This window comes from Vibrio sp. Vb1554 (assembly GCF_033344235.1).
This window is the reverse complement of sequence record NZ_JAWPOJ010000015.1, coordinates 78017-103133: the sequence shown is the minus strand read 5'-3', so window position 1 is coordinate 103133 and position 25117 is coordinate 78017. Positions and strand designations below refer to the sequence as shown.

The 25117-nt window shown below is 45.2% G+C and carries 31 protein-coding genes; 20 read left to right on the top strand and 11 right to left on the bottom strand.

Annotation, left to right across the window (positions count from 1 at the left end; all coding sequences use genetic code 11):
- Positions 1 to 4: 4 nt before the first annotated feature.
- The 13 genes from rpsH to rplQ all read left to right on the top strand — a co-directional run bounded on the left by rpsH (position 5) and on the right by rplQ (position 6942).
- Positions 5 to 397 (top strand): 30S ribosomal protein S8, encoded by a 393-nt coding sequence (gene rpsH, locus R8N28_RS14060; protein WP_005379572.1) that lies wholly within the window; start codon positions 5 to 7, stop codon positions 395 to 397.
- 13 nt (positions 398 to 410) lie between these two features.
- Positions 411 to 944, top strand: coding sequence for a 50S ribosomal protein L6 (gene rplF / locus R8N28_RS14055; RefSeq protein WP_005379570.1), 534 nt, complete (start codon positions 411 to 413; stop codon positions 942 to 944).
- A gap of 9 nt (positions 945 to 953) precedes the next feature.
- Complete coding sequence (gene rplR / locus R8N28_RS14050; protein WP_005379568.1) at positions 954 to 1307, top strand: 50S ribosomal protein L18; 354 nt, start codon at positions 954 to 956, stop codon at positions 1305 to 1307.
- A gap of 14 nt (positions 1308 to 1321) precedes the next feature.
- The gene (gene rpsE / locus R8N28_RS14045) at positions 1322 to 1825 is read left to right on the top strand and encodes a 30S ribosomal protein S5 (RefSeq protein ID WP_004745894.1); all 504 of its coding nucleotides are present in this window, start codon (positions 1322 to 1324) and stop codon (positions 1823 to 1825) included.
- Positions 1826 to 1832: 7 nt separating this feature from the next.
- On the top strand, positions 1833 to 2009 hold the full coding sequence (gene rpmD, locus R8N28_RS14040; protein ID WP_005379565.1) for a 50S ribosomal protein L30: 177 nt from the start codon (positions 1833 to 1835) through the stop codon (positions 2007 to 2009).
- Between the two features lie 5 nt (positions 2010 to 2014).
- Complete coding sequence (gene rplO / locus R8N28_RS14035) at positions 2015 to 2449, top strand: 50S ribosomal protein L15 (protein WP_005383155.1); 435 nt, start codon at positions 2015 to 2017, stop codon at positions 2447 to 2449.
- 20 nt (positions 2450 to 2469) lie between these two features.
- Positions 2470 to 3804 (top strand): preprotein translocase subunit SecY, encoded by a 1335-nt coding sequence (gene secY, locus R8N28_RS14030; RefSeq protein ID WP_005379562.1) that lies wholly within the window; start codon positions 2470 to 2472, stop codon positions 3802 to 3804.
- Positions 3805 to 3842: 38 nt separating this feature from the next.
- Positions 3843 to 3956, top strand: a complete 114-nt coding sequence (rpmJ, locus tag R8N28_RS14025) for a 50S ribosomal protein L36 (RefSeq protein ID WP_000868186.1) — start codon at positions 3843 to 3845, stop codon at positions 3954 to 3956.
- A gap of 149 nt (positions 3957 to 4105) precedes the next feature.
- The gene (rpsM, locus tag R8N28_RS14020) at positions 4106 to 4462 is read left to right on the top strand and encodes a 30S ribosomal protein S13 (protein ID WP_005383154.1); all 357 of its coding nucleotides are present in this window, start codon (positions 4106 to 4108) and stop codon (positions 4460 to 4462) included.
- An 18-nt stretch (positions 4463 to 4480) separates the two neighbouring features.
- Entirely contained in the window at positions 4481 to 4870 is a 390-nt protein-coding gene (rpsK, locus tag R8N28_RS14015; RefSeq protein ID WP_001118870.1) for a 30S ribosomal protein S11, read from the top strand.
- 27 nt (positions 4871 to 4897) lie between these two features.
- Positions 4898 to 5518 carry a 30S ribosomal protein S4 gene (gene rpsD / locus R8N28_RS14010; RefSeq protein WP_005383146.1) on the top strand — a complete coding sequence of 207 codons (621 nt, stop codon included), beginning with the start codon at positions 4898 to 4900 and terminating at the stop codon, positions 5516 to 5518.
- A gap of 24 nt (positions 5519 to 5542) precedes the next feature.
- Positions 5543 to 6535 (top strand): DNA-directed RNA polymerase subunit alpha, encoded by a 993-nt coding sequence (locus tag R8N28_RS14005; RefSeq protein WP_213913697.1) that lies wholly within the window; start codon positions 5543 to 5545, stop codon positions 6533 to 6535.
- Positions 6536 to 6561: 26 nt separating this feature from the next.
- Positions 6562 to 6942, top strand: a complete 381-nt coding sequence (gene rplQ / locus R8N28_RS14000; RefSeq protein ID WP_005383141.1) for a 50S ribosomal protein L17 — start codon at positions 6562 to 6564, stop codon at positions 6940 to 6942.
- Positions 6943 to 7077: 135 nt separating this feature from the next.
- Here the strand turns inward: rplQ and R8N28_RS13995 are convergent, their stop codons facing one another.
- Together R8N28_RS13995 and R8N28_RS13990 are read right to left on the bottom strand one after the other, a co-directional pair.
- The gene (locus R8N28_RS13995; protein WP_017820297.1) at positions 7078 to 7557 is read right to left on the bottom strand and encodes a DUF2780 domain-containing protein; all 480 of its coding nucleotides are present in this window, start codon (positions 7555 to 7557) and stop codon (positions 7078 to 7080) included.
- A 153-nt stretch (positions 7558 to 7710) separates the two neighbouring features.
- Positions 7711 to 8331 carry an FKBP-type peptidyl-prolyl cis-trans isomerase gene (locus R8N28_RS13990; protein WP_005383137.1) on the bottom strand — a complete coding sequence of 207 codons (621 nt, stop codon included), beginning with the start codon at positions 8329 to 8331 and terminating at the stop codon, positions 7711 to 7713.
- A 232-nt stretch (positions 8332 to 8563) separates the two neighbouring features.
- Here R8N28_RS13990 and R8N28_RS13985 point away from each other — a divergent pair, with 232 nt between their 5' ends.
- Complete coding sequence (locus tag R8N28_RS13985) at positions 8564 to 9160, top strand: LysM-like peptidoglycan-binding domain-containing protein (RefSeq protein WP_318183388.1); 597 nt, start codon at positions 8564 to 8566, stop codon at positions 9158 to 9160.
- 91 nt (positions 9161 to 9251) lie between these two features.
- Here the strand turns inward: R8N28_RS13985 and R8N28_RS13980 are convergent, their stop codons facing one another.
- On the bottom strand, positions 9252 to 9713 hold the full coding sequence (locus tag R8N28_RS13980; protein WP_104976039.1) for a GNAT family N-acetyltransferase: 462 nt from the start codon (positions 9711 to 9713) through the stop codon (positions 9252 to 9254).
- 142 nt (positions 9714 to 9855) lie between these two features.
- Between R8N28_RS13980 and dbpA the strand changes: the two genes are divergently transcribed.
- Positions 9856 to 11235, top strand: coding sequence for an ATP-dependent RNA helicase DbpA (dbpA, locus tag R8N28_RS13975; protein ID WP_213909573.1), 1380 nt, complete (start codon positions 9856 to 9858; stop codon positions 11233 to 11235).
- Between the two features lie 54 nt (positions 11236 to 11289).
- Here dbpA and R8N28_RS13970 read toward each other — a convergent pair whose 3' ends face one another.
- Both R8N28_RS13970 and cpdB read right to left on the bottom strand, forming a co-directional pair.
- Positions 11290 to 11868, bottom strand: coding sequence for a Crp/Fnr family transcriptional regulator (locus tag R8N28_RS13970; protein WP_132936726.1), 579 nt, complete (start codon positions 11866 to 11868; stop codon positions 11290 to 11292).
- A 97-nt stretch (positions 11869 to 11965) separates the two neighbouring features.
- On the bottom strand, positions 11966 to 13927 hold the full coding sequence (cpdB, locus tag R8N28_RS13965; protein ID WP_258474156.1) for a 2',3'-cyclic-nucleotide 2'-phosphodiesterase: 1962 nt from the start codon (positions 13925 to 13927) through the stop codon (positions 11966 to 11968).
- Positions 13928 to 14202: 275 nt separating this feature from the next.
- Between cpdB and cobA the strand changes: the two genes are divergently transcribed.
- From cobA to cysC, 5 genes are all read left to right on the top strand, one after another.
- A complete protein-coding gene (gene cobA / locus R8N28_RS13960; RefSeq protein WP_031780800.1) occupies positions 14203 to 15078 on the top strand; it encodes a uroporphyrinogen-III C-methyltransferase in 876 nt (291 codons plus the stop codon).
- A 59-nt stretch (positions 15079 to 15137) separates the two neighbouring features.
- On the top strand, positions 15138 to 16046 hold the full coding sequence (gene cysD, locus R8N28_RS13955; protein WP_005379592.1) for a sulfate adenylyltransferase subunit CysD: 909 nt from the start codon (positions 15138 to 15140) through the stop codon (positions 16044 to 16046).
- A gap of 18 nt (positions 16047 to 16064) precedes the next feature.
- Entirely contained in the window at positions 16065 to 17495 is a 1431-nt protein-coding gene (cysN, locus tag R8N28_RS13950; RefSeq protein ID WP_017633444.1) for a sulfate adenylyltransferase subunit CysN, read from the top strand.
- A 250-nt stretch (positions 17496 to 17745) separates the two neighbouring features.
- Positions 17746 to 19470, top strand: a complete 1725-nt coding sequence (locus tag R8N28_RS13945; protein ID WP_054574242.1) for an SLC13 family permease — start codon at positions 17746 to 17748, stop codon at positions 19468 to 19470.
- Between the two features lie 24 nt (positions 19471 to 19494).
- Positions 19495 to 20112: an adenylyl-sulfate kinase gene (gene cysC, locus R8N28_RS13940; protein ID WP_033906013.1), complete on the top strand. Its 618-nt coding sequence runs from the start codon at positions 19495 to 19497 to the stop codon at positions 20110 to 20112.
- Between the two features lie 89 nt (positions 20113 to 20201).
- Here the strand turns inward: cysC and R8N28_RS13935 are convergent, their stop codons facing one another.
- From R8N28_RS13935 to R8N28_RS13910, 6 genes are all read right to left on the bottom strand, one after another.
- Positions 20202 to 21107 (bottom strand): TIGR03899 family protein, encoded by a 906-nt coding sequence (locus R8N28_RS13935; protein WP_005379599.1) that lies wholly within the window; start codon positions 21105 to 21107, stop codon positions 20202 to 20204.
- 322 nt (positions 21108 to 21429) lie between these two features.
- A complete protein-coding gene (locus R8N28_RS13930; protein WP_005379600.1) occupies positions 21430 to 21924 on the bottom strand; it encodes a DUF3299 domain-containing protein in 495 nt (164 codons plus the stop codon).
- 4 nt (positions 21925 to 21928) lie between these two features.
- Positions 21929 to 23188, bottom strand: coding sequence for an ABC transporter permease (locus tag R8N28_RS13925; RefSeq protein ID WP_213891728.1), 1260 nt, complete (start codon positions 23186 to 23188; stop codon positions 21929 to 21931).
- Entirely contained in the window at positions 23185 to 23913 is a 729-nt protein-coding gene (locus tag R8N28_RS13920) for an ABC transporter ATP-binding protein (protein ID WP_005379603.1), read from the bottom strand. Before R8N28_RS13920 ends, R8N28_RS13925 begins: the two co-directional genes overlap by 4 nt.
- Positions 23914 to 23965: 52 nt before the next feature.
- Positions 23966 to 24619: a zinc uptake protein ZrgA gene (gene zrgA / locus R8N28_RS13915; RefSeq protein ID WP_025768357.1), complete on the bottom strand. Its 654-nt coding sequence runs from the start codon at positions 24617 to 24619 to the stop codon at positions 23966 to 23968.
- Between the two features lie 133 nt (positions 24620 to 24752).
- On the bottom strand, positions 24753 to 25052 hold the full coding sequence (locus tag R8N28_RS13910) for a DUF2607 family protein (protein ID WP_005379608.1): 300 nt from the start codon (positions 25050 to 25052) through the stop codon (positions 24753 to 24755).
- Positions 25053 to 25117: the final 65 nt, after the last annotated feature.

The window sequence follows — 25117 nt, the reverse complement described above, 5'->3', positions numbered from 1 at the left end:
TCATATGAGCATGCAAGATCCGATTTCGGATATGCTGACCCGCGTTCGTAACGGTCAGGCAGCAAACAAAGTTGCTGTAAAAATGCCTTCTTCAAAGCTTAAAGTTGCAATTGCTGCACTACTAAAAGCTGAAGGTTACATCGTTGACTTCGCTGTTGAAGGCGAAGCAAAACCTGAGCTAGAAGTTACACTTAAGTACTTCCAAGCTAAACCAGTAATCGAGCAACTTAAACGTGTTTCTCGTCCAGGTCTACGTGTTTACAAGAAGAAAGATGAACTTCCTTCTGTAATGGGTGGTCTTGGTATTGCTATCGTTTCTACTTCCAAGGGTCTTATGTCAGACCGCGCTGCACGTAAAGCAGGTCTTGGTGGTGAAATCATCGCTTACGTAGCTTAATAAGGAGTAGACTATGTCTCGTGTTGCAAAAGCACCTGTCGCTATTCCAGCTGGCGTAGAGGTGAAACTAAACGGCCAAGAAATCACTGTAAAAGGTGCGAAAGGCGAACTAACTCGCGTTCTTAACAACGCAGTTGTAATCGCTCAGGAAGAAAATAACCTGACTTTCGGTCCTAAAGAAGGTGTTGCTAACGCATGGGCTCAAGCAGGTACTGCTCGCGCTCTAGTTAACAACATGGTTGTTGGTGTTACTGAAGGCTTTACTAAGAAGCTAACTCTTAAAGGTGTAGGTTACCGTGCTGCTATCAAAGGCAACGCTGTAGGTCTAACACTAGGCTTCTCACACCCAGTTGAGCACGAGTTGCCAGCGGGTATTAAAGCTGAATGTCCAAGCCAAACTGAAATCGTGATCACTGGTGCTGACAAGCAACTAGTTGGTCAAGTTGCGGCTGACATTCGTTCTTACCGTGAGCCTGAGCCATACAAAGGCAAAGGTGTTCGTTACGCAGATGAAAATGTGCGTACTAAAGAAGCTAAGAAGAAGTAAGGTAACACTATGGATAAGAAAGCATCTCGCATCCGTCGTGCTACACGTGCACGTCGTAAGATTGCAGAACTGGGTGCGACTCGCCTAGTTGTACACCGTACTCCTCGTCACGTGTACGCACAGGTTATCGCGGCTAACGGCTCTGAGGTTATCGCAGCAGCTTCTACTGTAGAAAAAGCGATCCGTGAGCAAGTGAAATACACTGGTAACGTTGATGCAGCTAAAGCAGTGGGTAAAGCTATTGCTGAGCGCGCTCTAGAGAAGGGCGTAACTGCAGTTGCATTTGATCGTTCTGGTTTCCAATACCACGGTCGAGTAGCGGCGCTAGCAGAATCTGCTCGCGAAGCTGGTCTGAAATTCTAAGGTAGGGTTGGAAGATGGCTAAAGAACAACAAGTTCAAGCGAATGATTTGCAAGAAAAGCTAATCGCAGTTAACCGTGTTTCTAAAACGGTTAAAGGTGGTCGAATCATGAGCTTCACTGCACTAACAGTAGTTGGTGACGGTAACGGTCGTGTAGGTTTCGGTTACGGCAAAGCTCGTGAAGTACCTGCAGCGATTCAAAAAGCAATGGAAAAAGCGCGTCGTAATATGACTACGATCGCTCTAAACGAAGGCACTCTTCACCACCCAGTGAAAGGTCGCCATTCGGGCTCTAAAGTTTACATGCAGCCTGCTGCAGAAGGTACTGGTGTTATCGCAGGTGGTGCGATGCGTGCAGTACTAGAAGTTGCTGGTGTACACAACGTACTATCTAAAGCGTACGGTTCTACGAACCCTATCAACATCGTTCGTGCAACGATCGATGCACTAGGTAGCATGAAGTCACCAGAAATGGTTGCTGCTAAACGTGGTCTAACTGTTGAATCTATTTCGGAGTAAGAACACCATGGCAACTATTAAAGTAACTCAAACTAAAAGCTCAATTGGTCGTCTGCCAAAGCACAAAGCTACTTTGCGCGGTCTAGGTCTTCGTAAAATCAACCACACAGTAGAACTTGAAGATACTCCGTGTATTCGCGGTATGATCAACAAGGTTTACTACATGGTTAAAGTTGAGGAGTAATCAGAATGCGTTTGAATACTCTAGCACCGGCTGCTGGCGCGAAAACTTCTGCGAAGCGAGTAGGTCGTGGTATCGGTTCAGGCCTAGGTAAAACTGGTGGCCGTGGTCACAAAGGTCAAAAATCACGTTCTGGCGGCAGTGTTCGTCCAGGTTTCGAAGGCGGTCAGATGCCTCTGAAACAACGTCTACCAAAATTCGGTTTCACTTCTCGTAAGAGCCTAGTGTCTGCTGAAGTTCGTCTAGCTGAGCTAGCGAAAGTTTCTGGTGACGTAGTTGATCTAAACAGTCTTAAAGCTGCTAACATCATCACTAAGAACATCGAATTTGTAAAAGTTGTTCTTTCTGGTGAAATCAACAAAGCAGTGACTGTTAAAGGTCTACGTGTGACTAAAGGCGCTAAAGCTGCAATCGAAGCTGCAGGCGGTAAAATCGAGGAATAATCTCGAGGAACGAGGTACAGATGGCTAAGAAACCAGGACAAGATTTTCGTAGTGCTCAGAGCGGCTTAAGTGAACTAAAGTCGCGCTTGTTATTCGTAATTGGTGCACTTTTAGTATTCCGAGCCGGCTCTTTTGTGCCGATTCCTGGTATTGACGCTGCTGTACTTGCCGATTTGTTCGAACAGCAAAAAGGTACCATCGTTGAAATGTTTAACATGTTCTCCGGTGGTGCTCTTGAGCGTGCATCTATATTAGCATTGGGCATCATGCCGTATATTTCGGCATCTATTGTTGTCCAATTGCTAACTGTAGTTCATCCAGCGTTAGCTGAACTCAAAAAAGAGGGTGAAGCAGGCCGTCGTAAGATAAGCCAATACACACGCTACGGCACGCTTGTACTTGCAACCTTCCAAGCTATAGGTATTGCAACTGGCCTACCAAACATGGTCGACAATCTGGTTGTTATCAACCAAACCATGTTTACGCTAATTGCTACCGTAAGTTTAGTAACCGGTACCATGTTCTTGATGTGGTTAGGTGAACAAATTACAGAGCGCGGAATTGGTAATGGTATTTCGATACTAATTTTTGCAGGTATTGTTGCTGGATTGCCTTCTGCAATCGGTCAAACAATCGAGCAAGCGCGTCAAGGTGAATTGCATGTACTTCTTCTGTTGCTAATCGCGGTATTAGCTTTTGCAGTAATTTACTTCGTTGTTTTCATGGAACGTGGTCAACGCCGAATCGTCGTTAACTATGCGAAACGTCAACAAGGTCGTAAAGTATTTGCTGCGCAAAGCTCGCACTTGCCTCTTAAAATTAACATGGCAGGTGTAATTCCCGCGATCTTTGCATCAAGTATTATCTTGTTCCCAGGAACATTGGCTCAGTGGTTTGGTCAAAACGGTGAGAGCAGCGCGTTTGGTTGGTTAACTGACGTGTCTTTGGCTCTTAGCCCAGGTCAACCGTTGTATGTAATGCTTTATGCAGCAGCAATTATCTTCTTCTGTTTCTTCTACACTGCGTTGGTTTTCAACCCACGTGAAACAGCAGATAACTTGAAGAAGTCTGGTGCATTCGTACCCGGTATCCGCCCAGGTGAGCAGACAGCGAAATACATTGATAAAGTAATGACACGTCTAACCCTTGCTGGTGCACTGTACATTACCTTTATCTGTCTGATTCCCGAGTTCATGATGGTCGCGTGGAACGTACGTTTCTACTTCGGCGGTACATCGCTACTAATCGTAGTTGTTGTAATTATGGACTTTATGGCACAGGTACAGACTCATCTGATGTCTCAACAGTATGATTCTGTGTTGAAGAAAGCGAATCTGAAAGGCTACGGCCGTTAATCCGGCAGTAGACTCAGTTTCATTTACGGAGTTTAGCAATGAAAGTTCGTGCTTCCGTTAAAAAAATCTGCCGTAACTGTAAAGTAATCAAGCGTAACGGTGTCGTTCGCGTGATTTGCAGTGAGCCAAAGCACAAACAGCGCCAAGGCTAATTAGCAGAAATTTTTACTTGAAAATGAAGGTTGGGTCGAGTATATTCCTCGGCCTACCTTTTGCGTGCAAAAGAAGTAGTATTCCGCAGCGTATCCATAACGGGCTTTGCTGCGGCTAATTCTTTTATAGAAACACTTAGGAGTGAATAATGGCCCGTATAGCAGGCATTAACATTCCTGATCAGAAACATGCAGTAATCGCTCTAACAGCGATCTACGGCATCGGTAAAACTCGCTCTCAAGCTATCCTAGCTGAAGTGGGTATTGCTGAAAATGTTAAGATCAGTGAACTAACTGAAGAGCAGATCGATCAACTGCGTGATGGTGTAGCTAAGTACACTGTAGAAGGTGATCTACGTCGTGAAGTATCTATGAACATCAAGCGTCTTATGGACCTTGGCTGTTACCGTGGTCTTCGTCATCGTCGCAGTCTACCACTACGTGGACAGCGTACTAAAACCAACGCTCGCACCCGTAAGGGTCCGCGTAAGCCGATCAAGAAATAATCGGGAAGGTAGAGTACAATGGCTAAACAACCAACTCGCGCTCGTAAGCGCGTACGCAAGCAAGTTGCAGATGGCGTTGCGCACATCCATGCTTCTTTCAATAACACAATCGTAACCATTACTGACCGTCAAGGTAACGCTCTTGCATGGGCTACTGCAGGTGGTTCTGGTTTCCGTGGTTCTCGTAAGTCTACTCCGTTCGCTGCACAGGTTGCTGCTGAGCGTTGTGCTGAAATGGCTAAAGAATACGGCCTAAAGAACTTGGAAGTTATGGTTAAGGGTCCTGGTCCAGGTCGCGAATCTACTGTTCGTGCACTAAACGCCGCTGGTTTCCGCATCACAAACATCGTTGATGCTACACCAATCCCTCATAACGGTTGTCGTCCACCTAAGAAACGTCGCGTATAACGTTTCTAGGACAATTGGAGAAGAATCATGGCAAGATATTTGGGTCCTAAGCTGAAGCTTAGCCGTCGTGAAGGCACTGACTTATTCCTTAAGTCTGGTGTTCGCGCGATCGATACCAAGTGTAAAATTGATAACGCACCAGGTGTACACGGCGCTCGTCGCGGTCGTCTATCTGAGTATGGCGTTCAGCTTCGTGAGAAGCAAAAAGTACGTCGTATGTACGGCGTTTTAGAAAAACAATTCCGTAACTACTACAAAGAAGCTGCTCGCCTAAAAGGCAACACTGGTGAAAACCTACTTCAGCTTCTTGAAGGTCGTCTTGATAACGTAGTTTACCGCATGGGCTTTGGCGCAACTCGCGCAGAAGCACGTCAGCTAGTTAGCCACAAAGCTATCCTAGTAAACGGTAAAGTTGTAAACGTTCCTTCTTTCAAAGTAGCGGCTAATGACGTTGTTTCTATTCGCGAGAAAGCTAAACAGCAAGCTCGTATCAAAGCAGCTCTAGAAGTTGCTGAACAACGTGAAAAACCAACTTGGATTGAAGTAGATGGTGGCAAGATGGAAGGTACATTCAAGCGTATGCCTGAGCGTTCTGATCTATCAGCTGACATCAACGAACAATTGATCGTCGAGCTTTACTCTAAGTAAGGTTTAAACTAAAGAGAGGACACAATGCAGGGTTCTGTAACAGAATTTCTTAAGCCACGTCTAGTTGACATTGAACAAATCAGCTCGACTCACGCAAAAGTAACTCTTGAGCCATTAGAGCGTGGCTTTGGTCATACTCTGGGTAATGCACTTCGCCGCATCCTTCTATCTTCTATGCCAGGTTGTGCTGTAACAGAAGTAGAAATCGAAGGCGTACTTCATGAGTACAGCACGAAAGAAGGCGTTCAAGAAGATATTCTTGAAGTTCTTCTAAACCTTAAAGGTTTGGCTGTGCGCGTTGCCGAAGGCAAAGATGAAGTGTTCATTACTTTGAACAAATCAGGCTCGGGCCCTGTGGTTGCAGGTGACATCACCCATGATGGTGATGTAGAGATCGCTAACCCTGAACACGTAATTTGTCACCTAACGGATGACAACGCTGAGATCGCAATGCGTATCAAAGTTGAACGTGGTCGTGGTTATGTTCCAGCTTCTGCGCGTATCCATAACGAAGAAGACGAGCGTCCTATCGGTCGCCTACTAGTAGATGCTACTTACAGCCCAGTAGACAAAATTGCCTACGCTGTAGAAGCAGCTCGTGTAGAACAGCGTACTGATCTAGACAAGCTTGTTATCGATATGGAAACAAACGGTACTCTAGAACCTGAGGAAGCAATCCGTCGTGCAGCTACAATCCTAGCTGAACAATTGGATGCATTCGTAGATCTTCGTGATGTACGAGTTCCTGAGGAGAAGGAAGAGAAGCCAGAATTCGATCCGATCCTACTGCGTCCTGTAGACGATCTTGAACTAACAGTTCGCTCTGCTAACTGTCTGAAAGCAGAAGCGATTCACTACATCGGTGATCTAGTACAACGTACTGAGGTTGAGCTACTTAAAACGCCTAACCTTGGTAAAAAATCTCTTACTGAGATTAAAGACGTACTTGCGTCACGTGGTCTGTCTCTGGGCATGCGCCTAGAAAACTGGCCACCTGCATCAATCGCTGAAGATTAATCGATACTAGTTAGAAGGATTAGGTCATGCGCCATCGTAAGAGTGGTCGTCAACTCAACCGCAACAGCTCACATCGCAAAGCGATGTTCAGCAACATGGCTAGCTCTCTAGTACGTCATGAAGTTATCAAGACTACTTTGCCAAAAGCAAAAGAGCTACGTCGCGTAGTTGAGCCTTTGATTACACTAGCTAAGACTGACAGTGTTGCTAACCGTCGTCTAGCATTTGCACGTACTCGTGACAACGAAGTAGTTGCAAAACTATTTAACGAACTAGGTCCACGTTTTGCTGCTCGTCAGGGCGGTTACACTCGTATCCTAAAAGCTGGCTTCCGTGCTGGTGATAAAGCTCCAATGGCTTACATTGAGCTTGTAGATCGCCCAGCTGCTGAAGAAGCTGCTGAGTAATCAGTTCGTAAGAACGAGAAAGCCGAGCATTAGCTCGGCTTTTTTGTATCTGTAATTCAGTAAACCTTTATATCCAGCCTACATTTATTTCAACCCATGCAGACTGGCAATTTAAAAAGTGATTATCACTTACGCTTATTTACTAGTATTCCACAACCCGCCCAACGAACTTAGAAGCCCTTCGCTAGCGCCTTGCTTGTTCAAGTAATCCAAGATTACTGGAGCAAACTGACTGATCATAGATGGGTCTAAACCTAACGTATCGAATGCACTTTTTACTGCACTGATATTCTCAATATTTCCTAGTAAGCTTTGTGCTCCTTGCAAGTTTGAAAGTCCAGGAATCAAAGACTGTAATTCACTACTATTTTCTTGCGAAAGCTGGCTTTGAGCCAAAGCGAGTAGTGCACCACTGCCTCCGGCTGCTTGCTCAGTGGATACTGGTAATTGGCTAGTTAGCATGTCTGTTAATGGAGACGACTCGGTGTTCAAGCTGCTGCCGACCATGTCCATCAGGCCACTTTCTTTACTTTTTTGAGTGACTGAATCTAAGAATGCGTGCGCACTACCAATGTTGATTGATAGGAGTGCTAGAGTTAGGAGTGTTTTACGCATAGTACCTCCAAAGGTTGAGCGTTTTTTAAAAGTGATTTTATTTTTAAAGGCTATCAGAGTGAAAGGTTCAGAGGTGAGAAAGTCTATTCAGTTTAGACAAAAAAACGGCGCTAGTGCGCCGTTTTATTTAATCATAATTGAAAATGGTTTCAATTAGATAATATCTAATAGTTCTACTTCGAAAACTAAAGCTGCAAATGGAGGGATAGCCGCACCAGCGCCACGCTCACCGTACGCAAGATCTTGTGGTACGTATAGCTTCCACTTAGAGCCAACAGGCATTAGTTGTAGTGCCTCTACCCAACCTTTGATTACACCTGTAACAGGGAATTCAGCAGGTTGACCGCGAGATACAGAGCTATCGAATACAGTACCGTCAGTTAGCTCACCGTGGTAGTGAACGCGAACTGAGCTTTCTGCTGTAGGAACTGCACCAGTACCTTCAGAAATGATTTCGTACTGAAGACCAGAGTCTAGAACGTTAACTTCAGGTCGTAGAGCGTTGTCTTTTAGGAACGCTTCGCCTTCTGCTGCCGCAATTTTTGCTGCTTCTTGGCGAGCTGTTTCTGCACGAGTGTGAAGTTCTTGTAGTGCTTTGTTGATTTCATCAATTTCGATTGATGGCATGTCACCAGTTAGTGCTGTTGCAATACCTGCTGCGATAGCATCAACGCTAAGACCTTCAAGACCAGAGCCTGCAAGTTGCTGACCCATTTGCAGACCAATGCCGTAGCTTGCTTTTTGTTCTGCAGTTTCAAATTTAATTTCAGACATGAATGTCGCTCTTATTAGGAGTGATAAAGGTAACAGGATATCAGTTTCGAGCTTAGGTTTAAATGATTGCGACTGAATGCTTAATTGAGGCGGCCAGGTTGTGACTTATCTCTTACTCCAAGTGAAATTTCTGCTAATTTAATCCCAATTCCATTTTAGTTTGGTGAAAAACATATACTCTCCGCGTCGGTATTTTTATACTGGCCGTAGAAGTGTTAAGGGACTCATTACAATGAATCGTCGCAGAAAGAAAAAGCAGCAAGTCGACTATGTCGAATTGGTTAAACAAAAATTCGCTGCTATCGACTGGAAGCAGCCGTTCAACAAAGAGCAATGGTTGGAGCGTATACAGCCTGTTAAGCAGTTTTGGTTGCGTCTGCCTAAATTTCACCAGCGTGCTTTGATGGTCTTAGTGCCATTGATTCTGGTACTCCTTGTTATTCCTTTGCCTAATAAAACAGATCAACCAGTTGAGCAGACTGAGGTCGATCATCCACGCGTAGCGATTGAGCTGAACGCGCAGAGTTTAAGCCAGCAGAGAACCTCTCAGAACTCTGGACCGAAATCTGAAGACTGGAAAGAGTACACGGTTAAAAATGGTGATACATTAGCGCAGGTTTTCAGAAGTAATCAGCTCTCTATGGCGGATCTTAGCGCTCTGGTCAAAATAGAAGGCAGTGATAAGCCGCTAAGCCAAATAAAGAAGGGACAGTTGATTCGCTTTAAGCTTAGTGACGAAGGCGAGTTAGATATGCTACAGCTGGAAAAAAGCGGGCGGTCCGTTATGTTTTTCCGTTTATCGGATGGGACTTTTGGACGTAACAAGTAAACGCTTCAAATGAAAAGACGCGAAGATATCGCGTCTTTTTAGTTAGTCTTTCATAGCGATTAGTTTTCATAGTAACCAATCGAATTGAAGCTTATTGCGCTACGGATTCTTTCCGCATATCCACATGAGGGATACCATCTTCAAGGTAGCACTCTGAGATAACCTTGAATCCATGACTTGCATAAAACTGGATGAGGTGTTCTTGAGCACCTATATCTATTGTCTGTCCTGGCCATAATGTTTCGCATTGTGCCAAGGCCTTGTCCAATAACTTATGACCTAAGCCACCGCCTCGCGCGGTTTGCTTTGTCACCACTCGACCAATACTCACATTGTCATACGTGGTGCCTGCGGGCAGTAATCGTGCGCAAGCAACCAGTTCATCACCGTGATAGCCTATTAGATGATAAACGCCTTCGAGTGTGTCCTTACCATCCAGTTCAGGATAAGGGCAGGTTTGTTCAACAACGAATACATCTACACGCAATTTCATCATTTCATACAGCTGTGTGGTTGTTAGCTGAGCAAAGGGCAAAGTAATCCAAGTGAGCATGTTGTTATCCGTAATGAGAATCGAGTGACTGACTTTACTTTGTTTTGAGCTCATACTCATTAACAAAGGTTAATTAGCACTGGTTTTCCCACCAAATCTGGTGATAATGTGCCCTCTTTCCATCTCACCTGAGGATATCCCCGTGAGCAAACAAACATTCGATCAAGTTGGGCTGAACCCAGCGTTACTCGCCACACTTGATTCCCTGAACTATACCCACATGACGCCAATTCAAGCTTTGAGCTTGCCTGCAATCCTAAAACATCGTGATGTCATCGGGCAGGGTAAAACGGGCTCAGGTAAAACCGCTGCATTTGGTTTAGGGGTTTTATCGAACCTCAACGTCAAACGCTTTCGTGTCCAGTCATTAGTATTGTGTCCAACACGTGAGCTTGCAGACCAAGTAGCGAAGGAAATTCGTACTTTAGGTCGCGGCATTCATAATATTAAAGTGCTTACTCTCTGCGGTGGGATGCCTATGGGGCCACAAATTGGTTCGTTAGAGCATGGTGCGCATATCCTAGTTGGTACTCCTGGTCGTATTTTGGATCACCTTGAAAAAGGCCGAATTGATCTTAGCGAACTGAATACCTTGGTGCTAGATGAAGCTGATCGCATGTTGGACATGGGTTTCCAAGACGCATTAGATGCAATCATCGATGCAGCGCCAAAGCAGCGTCAAACTCTACTTTTCAGTGCTACTTTTCCAGAAAAAATTGAGCAAATTGCGCAGCGTATAATGCAGACACCGGAAGTGATTAAGGTGGAATCGACGCATGATACTTCAAGCATTGCGCAGTACTTCTATAAAGTTGAAGGCTCGGAAGCGCGTGATGAAGCATTGGCGAATTTGCTGCTGACTCACCAACCAGAGTCCGCGGTTGTTTTTTGTAATACCAAAAAAGAAGTGCAAAGTGTCGCAGATGAGTTGCATCACAAAGGATTCAGCGTTATCGATATCCATGGGGACTTAGAGCAGCGTGAACGCGACCAAGCATTTGTGCAGTTTGCTAACAAGAGTGTGTCTATCCTTGTTGCAACAGACGTTGCGGCGCGTGGTTTGGACGTTGATAATCTTGATGCTGTCTTTAACTTTGAGCTATCGCGCGATCCTGAGGTTCATGTGCACCGTATTGGTCGTACAGGTCGTGCGGGTAGTAAAGGTTTAGCGTTCAGCTTTTTTGGTGAGAAAGACGGTTTACGTGTAGCTCGTATTGAAGAATACCTAGAGATGGACGTGGTACCAGCAACATTGCCTGCCAAATCAAATCAGCAGCCATACCAAGCGAAGATGGTGACGATTAACATTGATGGCGGTAAGAAACAGAAAGTACGACCGGGTGATATTTTAGGTTGTTTGACAGGAAAAAATGGTATTCCAGGCTCTCAAGTCGGAAAGATTCACCTGTTCCCTGTGCGCGCTTATGTTGCCGTCGAAAAATCTGTGGCTAAAAAGGCTCTACAAACCATTAGTAACGGCAAGATGAAAGGGCGCCAGTTCCGGGCGCGAATTCTTAAATAGCTCAAATAGCAGAGAAAAAGCTCTTCGTTTGAAGAGCTTTTTTCTTTTTTGAGTTTATTTGAGAGTGTGATCTTTGGTTAAGCGTGCTTTGATTCGACTCAAACTGATTGGCGTAATGCCCAGGTAGGCCGCAATTTGACTATCGGTAATACGTTGCTTTAAATCTGGGTAATGAGCGCAAAATAATTGATATCGTTCCTCTGGAGAGTAGAGCAACATAAAGCGTTCTTTATTCTCTTTATTAACCAGTTGGTTTTCGAGTAGCTTTAAGTAAATGGCGTGCTTTTCTGCTCGCCAGTGATGCAACGTTTCAATTGGCAAGCAAAATAGCTGACAAGCGCTCAGCGTTTCCAATAAGTAAGGCGAAGGTTGGTCCTTTATTATGCTCTCAAACCCGATAACCCAGTCCTTCTCCCAATAAAATTCTTTACTGAATTCTTTGCCGTGCTCCGTGAGATAGCTTGCGTGGCATAACCCCTCAATGATGAAGTAAAGGTGTGAGCTCAACTCTCCTTGGTGATTAAGAATGTGGCGTGTAGGCAGTTCGAGCAACTCACCATTTTCAATAAGTTGGTTTGCTTCTGTCTCTAAAAAGCCATGATTGACTAAGTCTAAAAAAAGATCGCTGTGCATGTGATAACTCGGAAACGGTTTTCTTTATTTTAACGGGTTTTATTGATAACAAAAAAGCGGCTCATGAGAGCCGCTTAGTGTTGCTGTCAAATCAACCTTATTTATTCAGATCGATTTGATAAATTGCGAAACCAATGTCGTCTGTTGACACGCGTTTCATTGGGTATTGTCCTTTCTCTTTGATGAACTGCGCCACTTTATCGCTAGGGGAGGTTTCGAAACGAATATCTAGCTTGTTATCGGACTTAATCGGTGCGAAAGACCAGTTGTTGTCAGCGCTTGGTGTCACTTCTCCTTTTTCTTCACTCACGCGAGAAATATAAGTGGCGACGACAGAGCGGTTTTCATCTGGTGCGTCAAACGCAATGAAATCTGGGCCTGTACCAGGGAAAGTATTGCTATAAGCACGGTAGTTATTGGTTGCGATGATGAAATCTTGCTTCGGATTGACAGGCTTACCATTGAACGTCAGGTTCACAATACGCTGAGAATCTGGATTAATCACTTTACAATCCGCATCGTACTTCGGCGGTTGGGTAACGTCGATTTGGTAGTTAACCCCATCAATAACATCGAAGTTGTAAGTACGGAAATTATCCCAATCAATCAAAGATTGCGGTTTAGGATTGTTGATGTCGATGTGGTTGAATTGACCCGCACTGCACTCTAGCCATTCGCGAACTTCTTTACCTTTCACTTTCATCGCAACCAAGGTGTTTGGATATAAGTAAAGATCGGCCGCATTACGGAAGGTGAGCTGACCGGATTCTACTTCTGTAAAGTTATTCGGATCGTTCTTACGACCGCCGACTTTAAATGGTGCTGCCGCACTCAGTACTGGAATGTCAGAAAGGTCTGGGTCGCCTTGAATAAAGCGTTCTACGTAGTCTTTCTGAGCAAGGTTAACGATTTGAATGGTGGGGTCGTCCTGCACTAATGCCAAGAAGCTGTACATGACATCATTTGCTTTGCCGATTGGTTGGTTTACAAATTCACGAGTGCCTTTGTGATCTTCTTCTAACGCTTTCACAATATCTGCATCGGCTTTAGCTAATGACTTCTTATTTACTTTATCGAAGATAGGGCGTGCTTCTGCTTGGCCTTCGACGACTTGCCATCTGCCGTCTTTCTCTTTCAGCATCAAATCCATCACACCTACGTGACTTCCCCAGCGGCCCGGCATCACGGACGTTACACCATTGATGGTCCCTTTATTTATATCAACACCAGGTAGGTTTGCGAAGTCTTTCCCTGGGAAGACGGCGTGAGAGTGACCAAAAGCAATCGCATCAATACCTTCAACTTCTGTGAGGTAGTAAACAGAGTTTTCAGCGCCTAGTTTGTATGGATCAGTAGAAATGCCCGAGTGTGGAATCGCCACAATCACGTCTGCGCCTTCTTTCTTCATTTGAGGAATCAGTTTCTCTGCTGTTTCCTTAATGTCTTTAGCAAAGACTTTGCCTTCTAAGTTCTTCTTATCCCACACCATAATTTGTGGTGGTACAAAGCCGATGTAACCCACTTTTATTTGATGCGCTTCGCCGTTTGTGTCTTTAAATGTGTGAGTTTTGATGAGGTAAGGCTTGAAGTAATGCTCACCGGTTTGTTTATCAAATACGTTTGCATTGATGTAAGGGAAGTTTGCACCCTTCAACGTCGTTTGTAGGAAATCTAAGCCATAGTTGAACTCATGATTGCCAATGTTGCCCACATCGTAGTCTAGCTGGTTCATCGCTTTGTAGACTGGGTGCACGTCGCCAGGATTAATCCCCTTTGCCGCCATGTAATCGCCCATTGGGCTGCCCTGAATTAAATCACCGTTATCTACTAGTACCGTGTTTTCTGTCTCGGACTTAGCTTGTTTCACTATTGTCGCTGCGCGACTTAAACCGATTTGCTGTAATGGTTGGTCTTTGTAGTAATCGTAATCCATCACGTTGGTGTGAATGTCGGTGGTTTCGATAATACGAAGCTTGATGGTATCGGCCATTGTTGGGCCAGCAAGCGTTAGCATGCCACTTAATACTGCGAGGGAAATAGGATGAACTGCCACTTTCATTTGGTGCTCCAATTCAATGATAAGGGGAAATCGTACTGCGTAATGTATCAAACACAGATGCAACTCGATGATAAAGATACAGAAAACTGTGAACATTAATCAGTTTACTGAACCTTATTCATATTAACCGCCGACTTTTTCACGCTTTTGAATGAGACCAAACAAAAACTTCTTAGCAGATTTTTGAATAAAAAATGAAATTTTAGAATTTCAGGTAATATAAACGCCCCGCCATAATGCTTGCATAACGATATCAATGGACGATGAGCAAGCACATGGCAACGAACGATTCAGTCACTTCTTTTCCTAAACCAAAGCCCCGGTTAGTTTCTGACAACCCAGTCGCTGGTGTTACTCGTTTTGCAAAGCAATCGCTACAGCCTGGTGAAGTCGCCTTAGTAGGTGCAGGACCAGGCGATCCTGAACTTCTGACGGTGAAAGCACTGAACTGCTTGCAGCAAGCTGATGTGGTTTTGTACGACTACTTGGTGTCTGAAGAAATCATGGCATTGATTCCAAGCGATACGATTTTGGTGTGCGTTGGGAAGCGAGCTGGGCATCACAGTGTGCCGCAGGAGAAGACGAATCAGCTTTTGGTGGATTTTGCCAAGCAGGGCTACAAAGTAGTGCGCATTAAAGGTGGGGATCCGTTTGTATTCGGTCGTGGTGGTGAAGAGTTAGAAGTGCTTGCTGATGCCGGCGTTCGTTTTCAAGTTGTCCCTGGCATTACCGCAGCAGCTGGCGCAACCGCTTATGCTGGTATTCCACTGACTCATCGTGATTATGCGCAATCGGCCATCTTTGTGACTGGCCACTTGAAAGAAGAAAGTGATGAGATGGATTGGTCCACGTTGGCGCGTGGGAATCAGACTTTAGTGATCTACATGGGGCTGATGAAATCACACTATATTCAGAATCAACTCATTAAGCATGGTCGTTCAGCGTCGACTCCGATTGCCATTATTGAGCGTGGCACGCAGATTCAACAAAAAGTATTTACGGGAGAACTCTCCCAACTCTCTGATTTATCGAAGGAAGCACAGTCGCCATCTTTGATTGTTGTCGGAGAGGTAGTGCGACTGTCTCAAAAGTTAGACTGGTTTTTGTCTAGTACTGAATTCAACAAAAGTGCTATTGCCAACTCCATATAATTTCAGACCAAAGATTAGAGACGTAATGCGCCTTCAAGCTTAAAAAGGAAATACAAAACATGGACCAACAACGTTTAACTCACCTTAAACAACTCGAAGCGGAGAGTATCCACATCATCCGTGAAGTTGCGGCTGAGTTTGATAACCCAGTCATGATGTATTCGATTGGTAAAGACTCATCAGTGATGCTGCACCTAGCGCGTAAAGCTTTTTACCCAGGTAAGATTCCATTTCCATTGCTGCATGTCGACACCGATTGGAAGTTCCGCGAGATGATTGAATTTCGTGATCGCACCGCGGCCAAATACGGTTTTGAGCTTTTGGTACATAAGAATCCAGAAGGTCTAGCCATGGGCTGTAGTCCGTTTGTTCATGGTTCTTCTAAGCACACTGACATCATGAAGACTCAAGGCTTAAAACAAGCGCTGAACAAGTACGGTTTTGATGCCGCCTTTGGTGGCGCGCGCCGCGATGAAGAGAAATCACGGGCGAAAGAGCGCGTGTATTCATTCCGCGATAAGAACCATACATGGGACCCTAAAAACCAACGTCCTGAGCTATGGAAGACGTACAACGGTCAGGTTAATAAGGGTGAGAGCATTCGTGTATTCCCACTGTCTAACTGGACTGAGCTTGATATCTGGCAATACATCTATTTAGAAAACATCGAGATCGTGCCGCTTTACCTCGCGGACAAACGCCCAGTTGTTGAACGCGATGGCATGCTGATCATGGTTGATGATGATCGTATGGAGCTTCAACCGGGTGAAGTGATTGAAGAGAAGAGTGTGCGCTTCCGTACCCTTGGTTGTTATCCATTGACTGGGGCTATCGAGTCTGAAGCAAACACTTTAACTGGCATTATCGAAGAGATGCTGGTGGCAACGTCGAGTGAGCGCCAAGGCCGAGCGATCGACCACGATCAGTCAGGATCGATGGAGCTTAAGAAACGTCAAGGTTACTTCTAAAGGATCTAAGGAAAGATAATGAACAGTGCAGTTGAAGCTCAATTAGCCGAGCTTGGTATCGAAGGCTATTTAACACAACACCAGTACAAGTCGTTACTTAGATTCTTGACTTGTGGCTCGGTGGATGACGGTAAAAGTACATTAATCGGTCGCTTACTCCATGACTCAAAACAAATTTATGAAGATCAGCTAGCGGCAGTGCATTCAGACAGCCAACGTGTGGGTACCACGGGTGAAAAGCCCGACCTTGCGTTGTTGGTCGATGGCTTACAAGCTGAGCGAGAGCAGGGGATCACGATTGATGTGGCTTACCGCTATTTCTCGACGCAGAAACGTAAATTCATCATTGCAGATACTCCTGGACACGAGCAGTACACACGTAACATGGCTACAGGCGCATCGACATGTGACTTAGCTGTGATTCTGGTTGATGCACGTAAGGGCATTCTCGATCAAACTCGTCGTCACTCTTTCATTTCCAACCTGTTGGGTTTGAAGCACTTTGTTGTGGCGATCAACAAGATGGACTTAGTGGATTACTCCCAAGAGCGCTTTGAAGAGATCCGCGATGAGTATCTGAAGTTCTCTGAGAATCTGACAGGGGATATTGATATTCAAATCATCCCGATCTCAGCGCTTGAAGGGGACAATGTGGTGGATAAAGGCCAAAACCTGACTTGGTTTAAAGGCCCATCACTGCTTGAGCTTCTTGAAACGGTCGATGTGGATCAAGAAAAAGGCGCGGGTGAATTCCGCTTCCCTGTGCAATACGTTAATCGTCCTAACCTCGATTTCCGTGGTTTTGCGGGGACCATTTCTTCTGGTTCGATCAAAGTCGGTGATGCCATTAAAGCATTGCCATCGGGTAAAACGTCAACTGTGGCACGTATTGTGACCTTTGATGGTGATATCGAAGAAGCTCGTGCCGGATTAGCTGTCACTCTGACGCTAAGCGATGAGATCGATATTAGCCGTGGCGATTTGATTGTTCTAGATAATGCTCAAGTGGAAACCACAAACCATTTGCTTGCCGATGTGGTGTGGATGACAGAGCAACCCCTGCAACCGGGTCGTGACTATGACATCAAAATCGCAGGTAAGAAAACCGTAGGTCATGTTGAAGCGATTCGTCATCAATATGACATTAATAATCTCTCGACTCATAGCTCGGCAGAGCTGCCATTGAATGGTATTGGTTTGTGTGAATGGTCTCTTAATGAGTCAGTCGCGCTGGACAATTATCAAGACTGTGCAGATACCGGTGGCTTTATCATTATCGATCGTCTGACAAACGTGACGGTTGGTGCTGGCATGGTTAAAGAGAGCCTCGCCGTGGTTGAGCGCGATTTGACGGACATCTCTGCGTTTGAAGTTGAGCTTAATGCGCTTGTCCGTAAACACTTCCCACACTGGGAAGCAAAAGACGTCAGCCAGTTTCTGAAAAAGTAACTGGCTCACCCAAGTACGATAATTTCAGGCACTGTTTGCTGTTGTACTTGGGGTGTCGCTACCTAACTGAATTGCGAAATGTCGTTAGGTATTCTCCTAATACCAGAGTGCTTCGGTGGAGCCCAAGAAACCGAGCATTCTGATGTTCTTTTCGCTTGCGCTGATTTTTGTCTGTTTGCTCGTTTGTCGGTGATTCATGGATAAATGAGTCGTTGTTGTGCCCTTTAGGGCTATTTGGTAAGGAAAGGCTATGTGGGAACAAGGGTTTGTGTTAGCGATTTTGCTTGGCATTATCACTTGCTTGCTTGTCACGAAAATTAAGCCTAGTTATGTCTTTGCGGGTGCCGCTTTTATTGCATTCATGGCTGGGATGATGGATTCAGCCACTATCGCATCCAATTTTACCAACTCTTCATTGTTAACCCTGGTTCTATTGATTCTTGCATCCTGTGCTCTAGAAAAAACACTGCTGATCAGTTGGGTGAGCCGAAGTATCTCTGAGGGCCAGTTAGGCAGCGTGATTGCTAAGCTCGGTGTATCGACAGCCTTGCTCTCTTCATTTACGAATAATACCGCTGTGGTTGTCTCATTGATTGGGGCGATTAAGCGTAATCAGCAGCATGCACCTTCGAAATTACTTATTCCCTTGTCTTATGCCGCCATTTTTGGTGGCACGTTAACTTTGATTGGTACGTCGACTAACTTAATCATCAACAGCTTTGTCGAAGACGCAGGCTTACCGAGCCTGAGCTTTTTTACACCTACGATGATAGGTTTGGCTGTGCTGGTGGGAGGGATGCTGATTCTTATCCCACTGAGCTACTTGCTACCGAATTATGATGATCAAAATCAAGAAGATTTACCTTACTTTCTTGAGTCTCGCGTTGAGCCAGGCTCACCGCTAGTTGGGCGTACGATCAGCGAGAATAATTTACGTGCGCTGCGCAAACTGTTTCTTGCAGAAGTGGTGCGCGATGGTGTTACTGTTTCTTCTGTGGGACCGGATTTTGTGCTCAATGCAAAAGACCGCCTGTTATTTTGTGGCGATGTTGAGAGCGTCGCGACCCTGCAAGAAATTCCGGGCCTCAAGTTGTTTGGTCAGCAGCACTTAAATGGGCAAAACTTTATCGAAGTTGTGGTGAGCTCGTCGGCGACATTTTGCTACAAAACCCTCAAAGAGAGCCGATTCCGCGATCGATTCGATGCCGTTGTTGTGGCGATTCGCCGAGGCCACGAACGCCTAGAAGGTGGCTTGGGTAGTATTGCCTTAGCGCCAGGAGACACGTTAGTTCTGGTTCCAGGAAAGCGTTTTGAGTCTGAACGCCGAGCTCATCGTAAAGAGTTTGTTTTAGTGCATGACTTGGACTCTAGCGCTCGGCTTGATACGAATAAGTCTTCTATTGTATTACTGGGCTTTGCAGCCGTAATTGGATGCGCTCTATTAGAGTTAGTACCGATTATTAAAGGTCTAGCTGCGTACCTTATCGCGCTTATTGCGTTTGGTATTGTGCAGATTTCAGAACTGCGCCGCCGTTTTCCGATCGATATCGTCGTGATTGTCGGTTCCGCTTTGTCTATTGCTCAACTGATGATCTCTTCTGGATTGTCAGAAAGAATGGGAGTGATGTTTATTGAAGCGTTTAATGGCTGGGGAGTATTTGGTGCCTTGGTGGCGACTTATATCATGACATTGGTACTCACTGAATTGGTGACAAACAATGCCGCGGCTGCGCTTTCTTTTCCTATCGGCTATAGCATGGCGGTGGGTTATGGCGTGGATCCGATGCCATTCATCATGGCGGTTTTGTTCGGCGCGAGTGCGAGCTTTATCTCTCCCTACGGTTACCAAACTAACCTGCTGGTGTACAGCGTAGGAAATTACAAATTGACCGACTACGTGAGAATTGGAGTGCCAATTTCGATTGTGTACTCTGTATTAGTACTTACTTTGATCCCGGTCTTTTTCCCGTTTTAATTCCGATATTTACAAGGATACGTTATGACTGCCGAAACGACGGTAAAAGATGAAAACATTGTTTGGCACCAGCATTCGGTTGATAAACAGTTTCGTGCTGAATTAAAGAAGCAAAAACCTGCCGTATTGTGGTTCACTGGTTTATCTGGAGCGGGTAAATCAACCGTAGCAGGGGCGTTGGAAAATCGCCTTGCAGCATTGGGTTACCACACCTATTTATTGGATGGTGACAATGTACGGCATGGTTTGTGTAGCGATTTAGGTTTTTCTGAACAGGACCGTCGCGAGAACATTCGTCGCATTGGTGAACTGGCGAAGTTGATGGCAGATGCGGGTTTAATTGTTCTGTCGGCGTTTATTTCACCGCATCGTGCAGAGCGGAAGTTAGTGCGCGATTTATTGCCAGAAGGCGAGTTTATTGAAGTGTATGTCAATGCATCTCTAGAGGTTTGCGAAGGTCGAGATCCTAAGGGTTTATACCGTAAAGCCCGTGCGGGAGAGATTCCTAATTTCACTGGTATTGATTCGGAATATCAAGCGCCAGAGAACCCTGAAATCGATTTGCCCGCAGGAGAAAAGAGTGTCGAGGAGTTGGTGGATTTGTGCTTAATCGATCTTAAACAACGCGGTGTGATCCGATAAAAAAGCATTTAGATCATAGGTGACCTAAAGCTCTTTGAGCGGCTGGAGAAGTATTTGGATCATAGGTGGTCAAATGCTTCTCCAACTGGCTAGACAGTATGATGAACCGTACTTTTAGCTTCACTATGGACACTAAATCTATGATTTAACAGTGCAAGCATTTGATCGTAGTATTCGGCATGTGGTTTGTTTCCGAGCAAGGTACAGAGCTCATTGCCTGTGGGTGTGAAGCGGTAATATAAAAGGCGGACACCTTTACTGTTTACGTTCAGCGACAAGTTTTTACCTTGGTAGGTGAGGACCAACGGTGTCTCGATACTAATTTCGCCAGATTCAAGTTCGGCACTGTGCAGCAGCCCTAATTCAATTAAGAGCAACAAGCTTGAATACGGCAGTTGAAAACTTCCCATATTTAGGCTGTTGGCGACGTCTCGCTTGCCGAAGCTAAATATGCCTCCTTGCGCTTTGTAACCAATCAGCAGTTTTCTGCTGTGATCCCCTCCAAAACTGCACGCTAAAGAGGCGGCTCTTTGCAGAGTTTGTGCTTCCTTTGGTGACATATCTTTGAGGGTTTTCAACGCTTTCATGGATGTTGAACCCGGATTGGTCACTTCACGCTTCATCACTTGAGCCCATAGCTTTTGCATCGCGCTGTTATGGATGTCTTGAGCCATCTCAAAAAATCGATGCAACCAATCTTGGTCTGGCTCTCCCGCTGTCTCATCTCGGCATGAACTGTGCGCTAATTTTAAAATCTGTTCTAAGTTTTTTTGTCGCTGTTCTTGGCGTCTTTGCTCTCGCAATTGGGCTCTTTCAAACGCAGATTTGGCTGGCGGTTCGGTTTGCAGTAAGGCGTCAAGACCGTGTATTTGGGCAATGGTTTTTACCTTACTAGCACTGTCTTTTATGTAGCCTTGTTTCTTTTCTTGTTGCGTATTTTTTTTTGTGTCTGACTGATGTTCGATGACAACAGGTTGCTTTGTCGGGTCTGCCATTCGTTTTCCTACCAAGAACTGCGCGGTTCGCACGTTTAAATTTACACCTTATCTGACCAAGCGACCAGACAGGAGTTCTCAGTTTTTGAACGAATAGGGCTATTCAAAATGATAATGAGTTGTTAAAATTGTTATCGTTATTTTGGAGGGGCTATGAAGTTCTCAGAAGCAGGTAAACTCAAAAAGCACCTGTCGATAGCGTTTCTTTTGGTTATTTATGTGGGCGTATTAGCGTATTTATCTCGTTATATCGTGTAGCACAAAGCTAAAAAAGGCGCCAGTGTGACGCCTTAGGTGTAGCGAGGCTTATCGACGACTTAAATTACATATCGTCGTAGGCTTCTATTTCTGATCCCTCAATAACGTAAGCCGTTTCTGCCAGTTCGTGGTTTATCGTCTCGGTTTTCAACGTTCCAACCACATATATAACATCCCACAACTCTTGAACAGGCGCGCCTTTCGGAAACTTCACGTAAATGATCTGGTTTGGAGGCGGTGGTGGCACGTGAATACAAGCTCCAAAATATGGCACCAATAAAAATTCGGTGACGGTATCGGCATCACCTTCAAGTGGGATAACAAACCCCGGAATTTTAACTTGGCTTCCGTTCAGTTCTGGTCGAACGTTACCAATCTTGGACTGCTGGGCTGCGCCACCACTGTGATCAGATGCGGGCATGCCTATACTGTCGAACAATTTACGCTCTTTTTCTGGAACAAGGTCAATCCAGTCAAGCTTTAATGGTTCTTCGCTGGCCATAACAGGCGCTGTGAATGCGACGACCAGCAAGCAACTTGCGAGTATTTTTTTCCACATTTTATTAAATCCTTATTGTCATTCCGTCACTCAGTGACTGTCGGTAGGCGCGGAGTGCGGGAATGAAACCAATCACAATACCAGCGCATTGTACGAAACCTAATAGCATCCACTCATAAGTAGATAAGATGCTTAAGGTGAGATGTATTCCATAGTGCTGTTGGATGATCGGCTGCGCGATAGCCAGAATGGCATACAGCCCAGTAACGCCAGTAATAATACCAGCAGCAGTGAGCAAGCTGGCTTCACTAATTAATAGTGAGAAAACATGACGAGGCCTTGCTCCCATGGCTCGCAAAATCGCCATTTCACGGCGGCGTTCCTGTAGGCTAGTTAATAGACTGCTTAACATACCTAACAACCCTGCGATCACGACAAAACCAGATACTGCCATTAGGGCTTGCTCTGCAACCGACATCATTCCCCATAACTCATGCAACGCAACGCCGGGCATAATGGCGCTGAGCGGCTCTTTGGGGTAGGTGTTAATTTGTCTTTGCAGGGCGAAAGTTTGAATACGAGATTTCAAACCAACGAGCATAGCGGTAATTTGTTTGGGCTGAAAGTCTCTGTTTTTGAGATCTTGTGCCTTGGGTGTCGGGCCCAAACGCGCACCACTTTCCCATCCGACGTGAATGGCTTCGATGGCTTCCAATGATACATGGACAGTTTTGTCGACTGGTGTTCCTGTAGGTGCAAGGATACCGACAACTTTAAATGGCAGATTGTCATGACGGCTAAAGCCAACGTCGCTAATGCCGTGGGCAATGATGATTTCGCTACCGATATCATAACCAAGTTGTTTAGCGACATCAGAACCTAGCACGGTTTCAAATAAACCATTGAATTCTCTGCCCTTGCTAAATGTTAGTGGTTGCTTACTTCCAAACTTGTAATGCTCAAAGTAACTGTGATTGGTTCCCATAACTCGGAAGCCTTTATGCGAGTCGCCAAGCGAGATTGGAATAGCCCAATCGACTGAACGATGATTGACAAACTCTTGGTAGCTTTTCCAATCGATGTTGTTGGTCGCATTACCAATACGAAACACAGAATAGAGCAATAGGTTCACTTGCCCAGAGCGTCCACCAATAATGAGGTCAGTGCCTGAAATTGTATTGGAGAAGCTATCCTTGGCTTGAGTTCGGATACGCTCGACGCCCAAGAGGAGTACCACTGAAATCGCAACGGTCATGATGGTTAGAATTGCCGTCGCTTTGCGGTTCATCAAGCTTTTCCAGGCGAGCTTTACAACAGCACTCATGATATGGCTCCTAGGCTAGATACTTGATTAATGTCGGGTAGATTGAGCGTGCGATCGAATAAGGGTTCGAGTGTTGGGTCGTGGCTAACGAATACCAGTGTGGCATTGGCTTGATTCGCTTGCTCCATAAGGAGCTCAATAAATGCTTTACGATTGTCATAGTCTAAAGCTGAGGTTGGTTCGTCAGCGATCACTAACTCTGGATGTCCTATCAGAGCTCGAGCCGCAGCCACACGTTGTTGTTGACCAATACTCAATTCAGAGACAGGGCGTGTATGAAGCTCGTTTGGCAAATGCAGTCGTTCTAGTAGGGCCTGAGCCTGTTCATTTAATGTTTGAGATGAGGCACCTAAATGGGCACGGTCACGTCGTATTTTACTGAACTGACATGGCAATAATACGTTTTCAAGTACGTTAAGGTACGGCAATAAATTGAACTGTTGAAAGATGTAGCCAATATGATTGGCGCGAAAGCGGTCTCTCTGACTGGCACTTAAACTAGCAAGGTCAGTATCGAGTACAGATAGAGAGCCTGAAGTTAATGTGTTAATCCCCGTCAACAAAGCGAGCAAGGTCGATTTACCGCAGCCACTTGGACCTTTGATAAACACATGCTCGCCTTGTGTAATGTGTAATTTGGGGATGTGGATGGTTGGGTTGGTTGAACCGGGCCAGAAAAATTGGGCATCCTCTAGCTCGACAACATTTGGTGTGGTTTCAGTCATATTAAATCACCAAAGCTGTGGCGTGTAAGTGGGTACTCACACGCCACTCGTGTTATTTGATTACGATTTGGGTGTTATCTTTGCTTAATTTAATTGCTGATTGCATGGTATCAGTGAATATATTGACGCTGATGGACTCTGTAGTTGGGAATTGGTTAAACCAATCGGTTTGGATTTGGCTAAGCTGATTAACTTGTTCGCAATTGAAGCGATATTGCACCGAAAATTCACCGTGACCGCCATGATCGTGCGCCTCATCATGATCGTCATGGTGGTCATGTTTATCATGATGTTCATTATGATCATGGTGTTCGTGTCCTTCATGATCGTGATGTGCATGGTCATCATGGTCGTGCTCACTATGATCATGTTCCTCATGAGTTTCGCTTAGGTTGTGGCTCACGTAAGCTTCTTCAACATTACAATCAGCTTGTGAGTTAATAGCGAACAATGCGTTGCTGTCTTCGAGTGTAGCGACGGCTTGTTTAAGCGCTTGCTCTTGTTGTGCGTTTTCTGGAGCATGTTCGAAACCCACAACATCAGCTCCAGGAGCTGTGATCTCTACTAACAGATCTTTGCCATCTTGGGCGATATTAAACTCGACGTGACCATGCACATGAGCACCATGCTGGCGGTATTCGTTTGCATTCGCTGCTGTCGATAAAGTGAGGCCAATAGCAAGGGCTAAAACGTGTTTTGATGACATTGTATTTTTCCTAATTTTACTGGCATTAACCAAAGGCGGTATTGCTCAGATTCGAGTTTCACTAAGTTATTGTTCCTGACACACTAGGTGCGGAAATGAACTCAATAATTTTGAGTGTGGAATAGTTTGGAAATTAAGCAAAATAAGGAGGGGCACGAGCAGCGCCAAGAACTTCTTCGCCGTACACGAGATGCAAAAAAACATGATGATGCTGGGCGCGCGTAAAAGTCGGTGTAGAGAGGGTAGGTTGTACCTTTGCTATACCGTGCTGAACACCAGAAAATAATTGGCAATGATGATGGGTATGATGGTCGGGCGTCAGATCGACTTGATGGAGTACAACCGCAAAGTTCCAAGCGATCAGCAACGCAACACTGAAAAATAAAGCAGTGCGATACCAATATCTTAGTGTTTTTTGCTGGTGGTGGTACATCTGAGCTCCTCTTACCGACTGTTATAATATAACACCCATAATGAATAAAAGTTCACTCTTTTGTT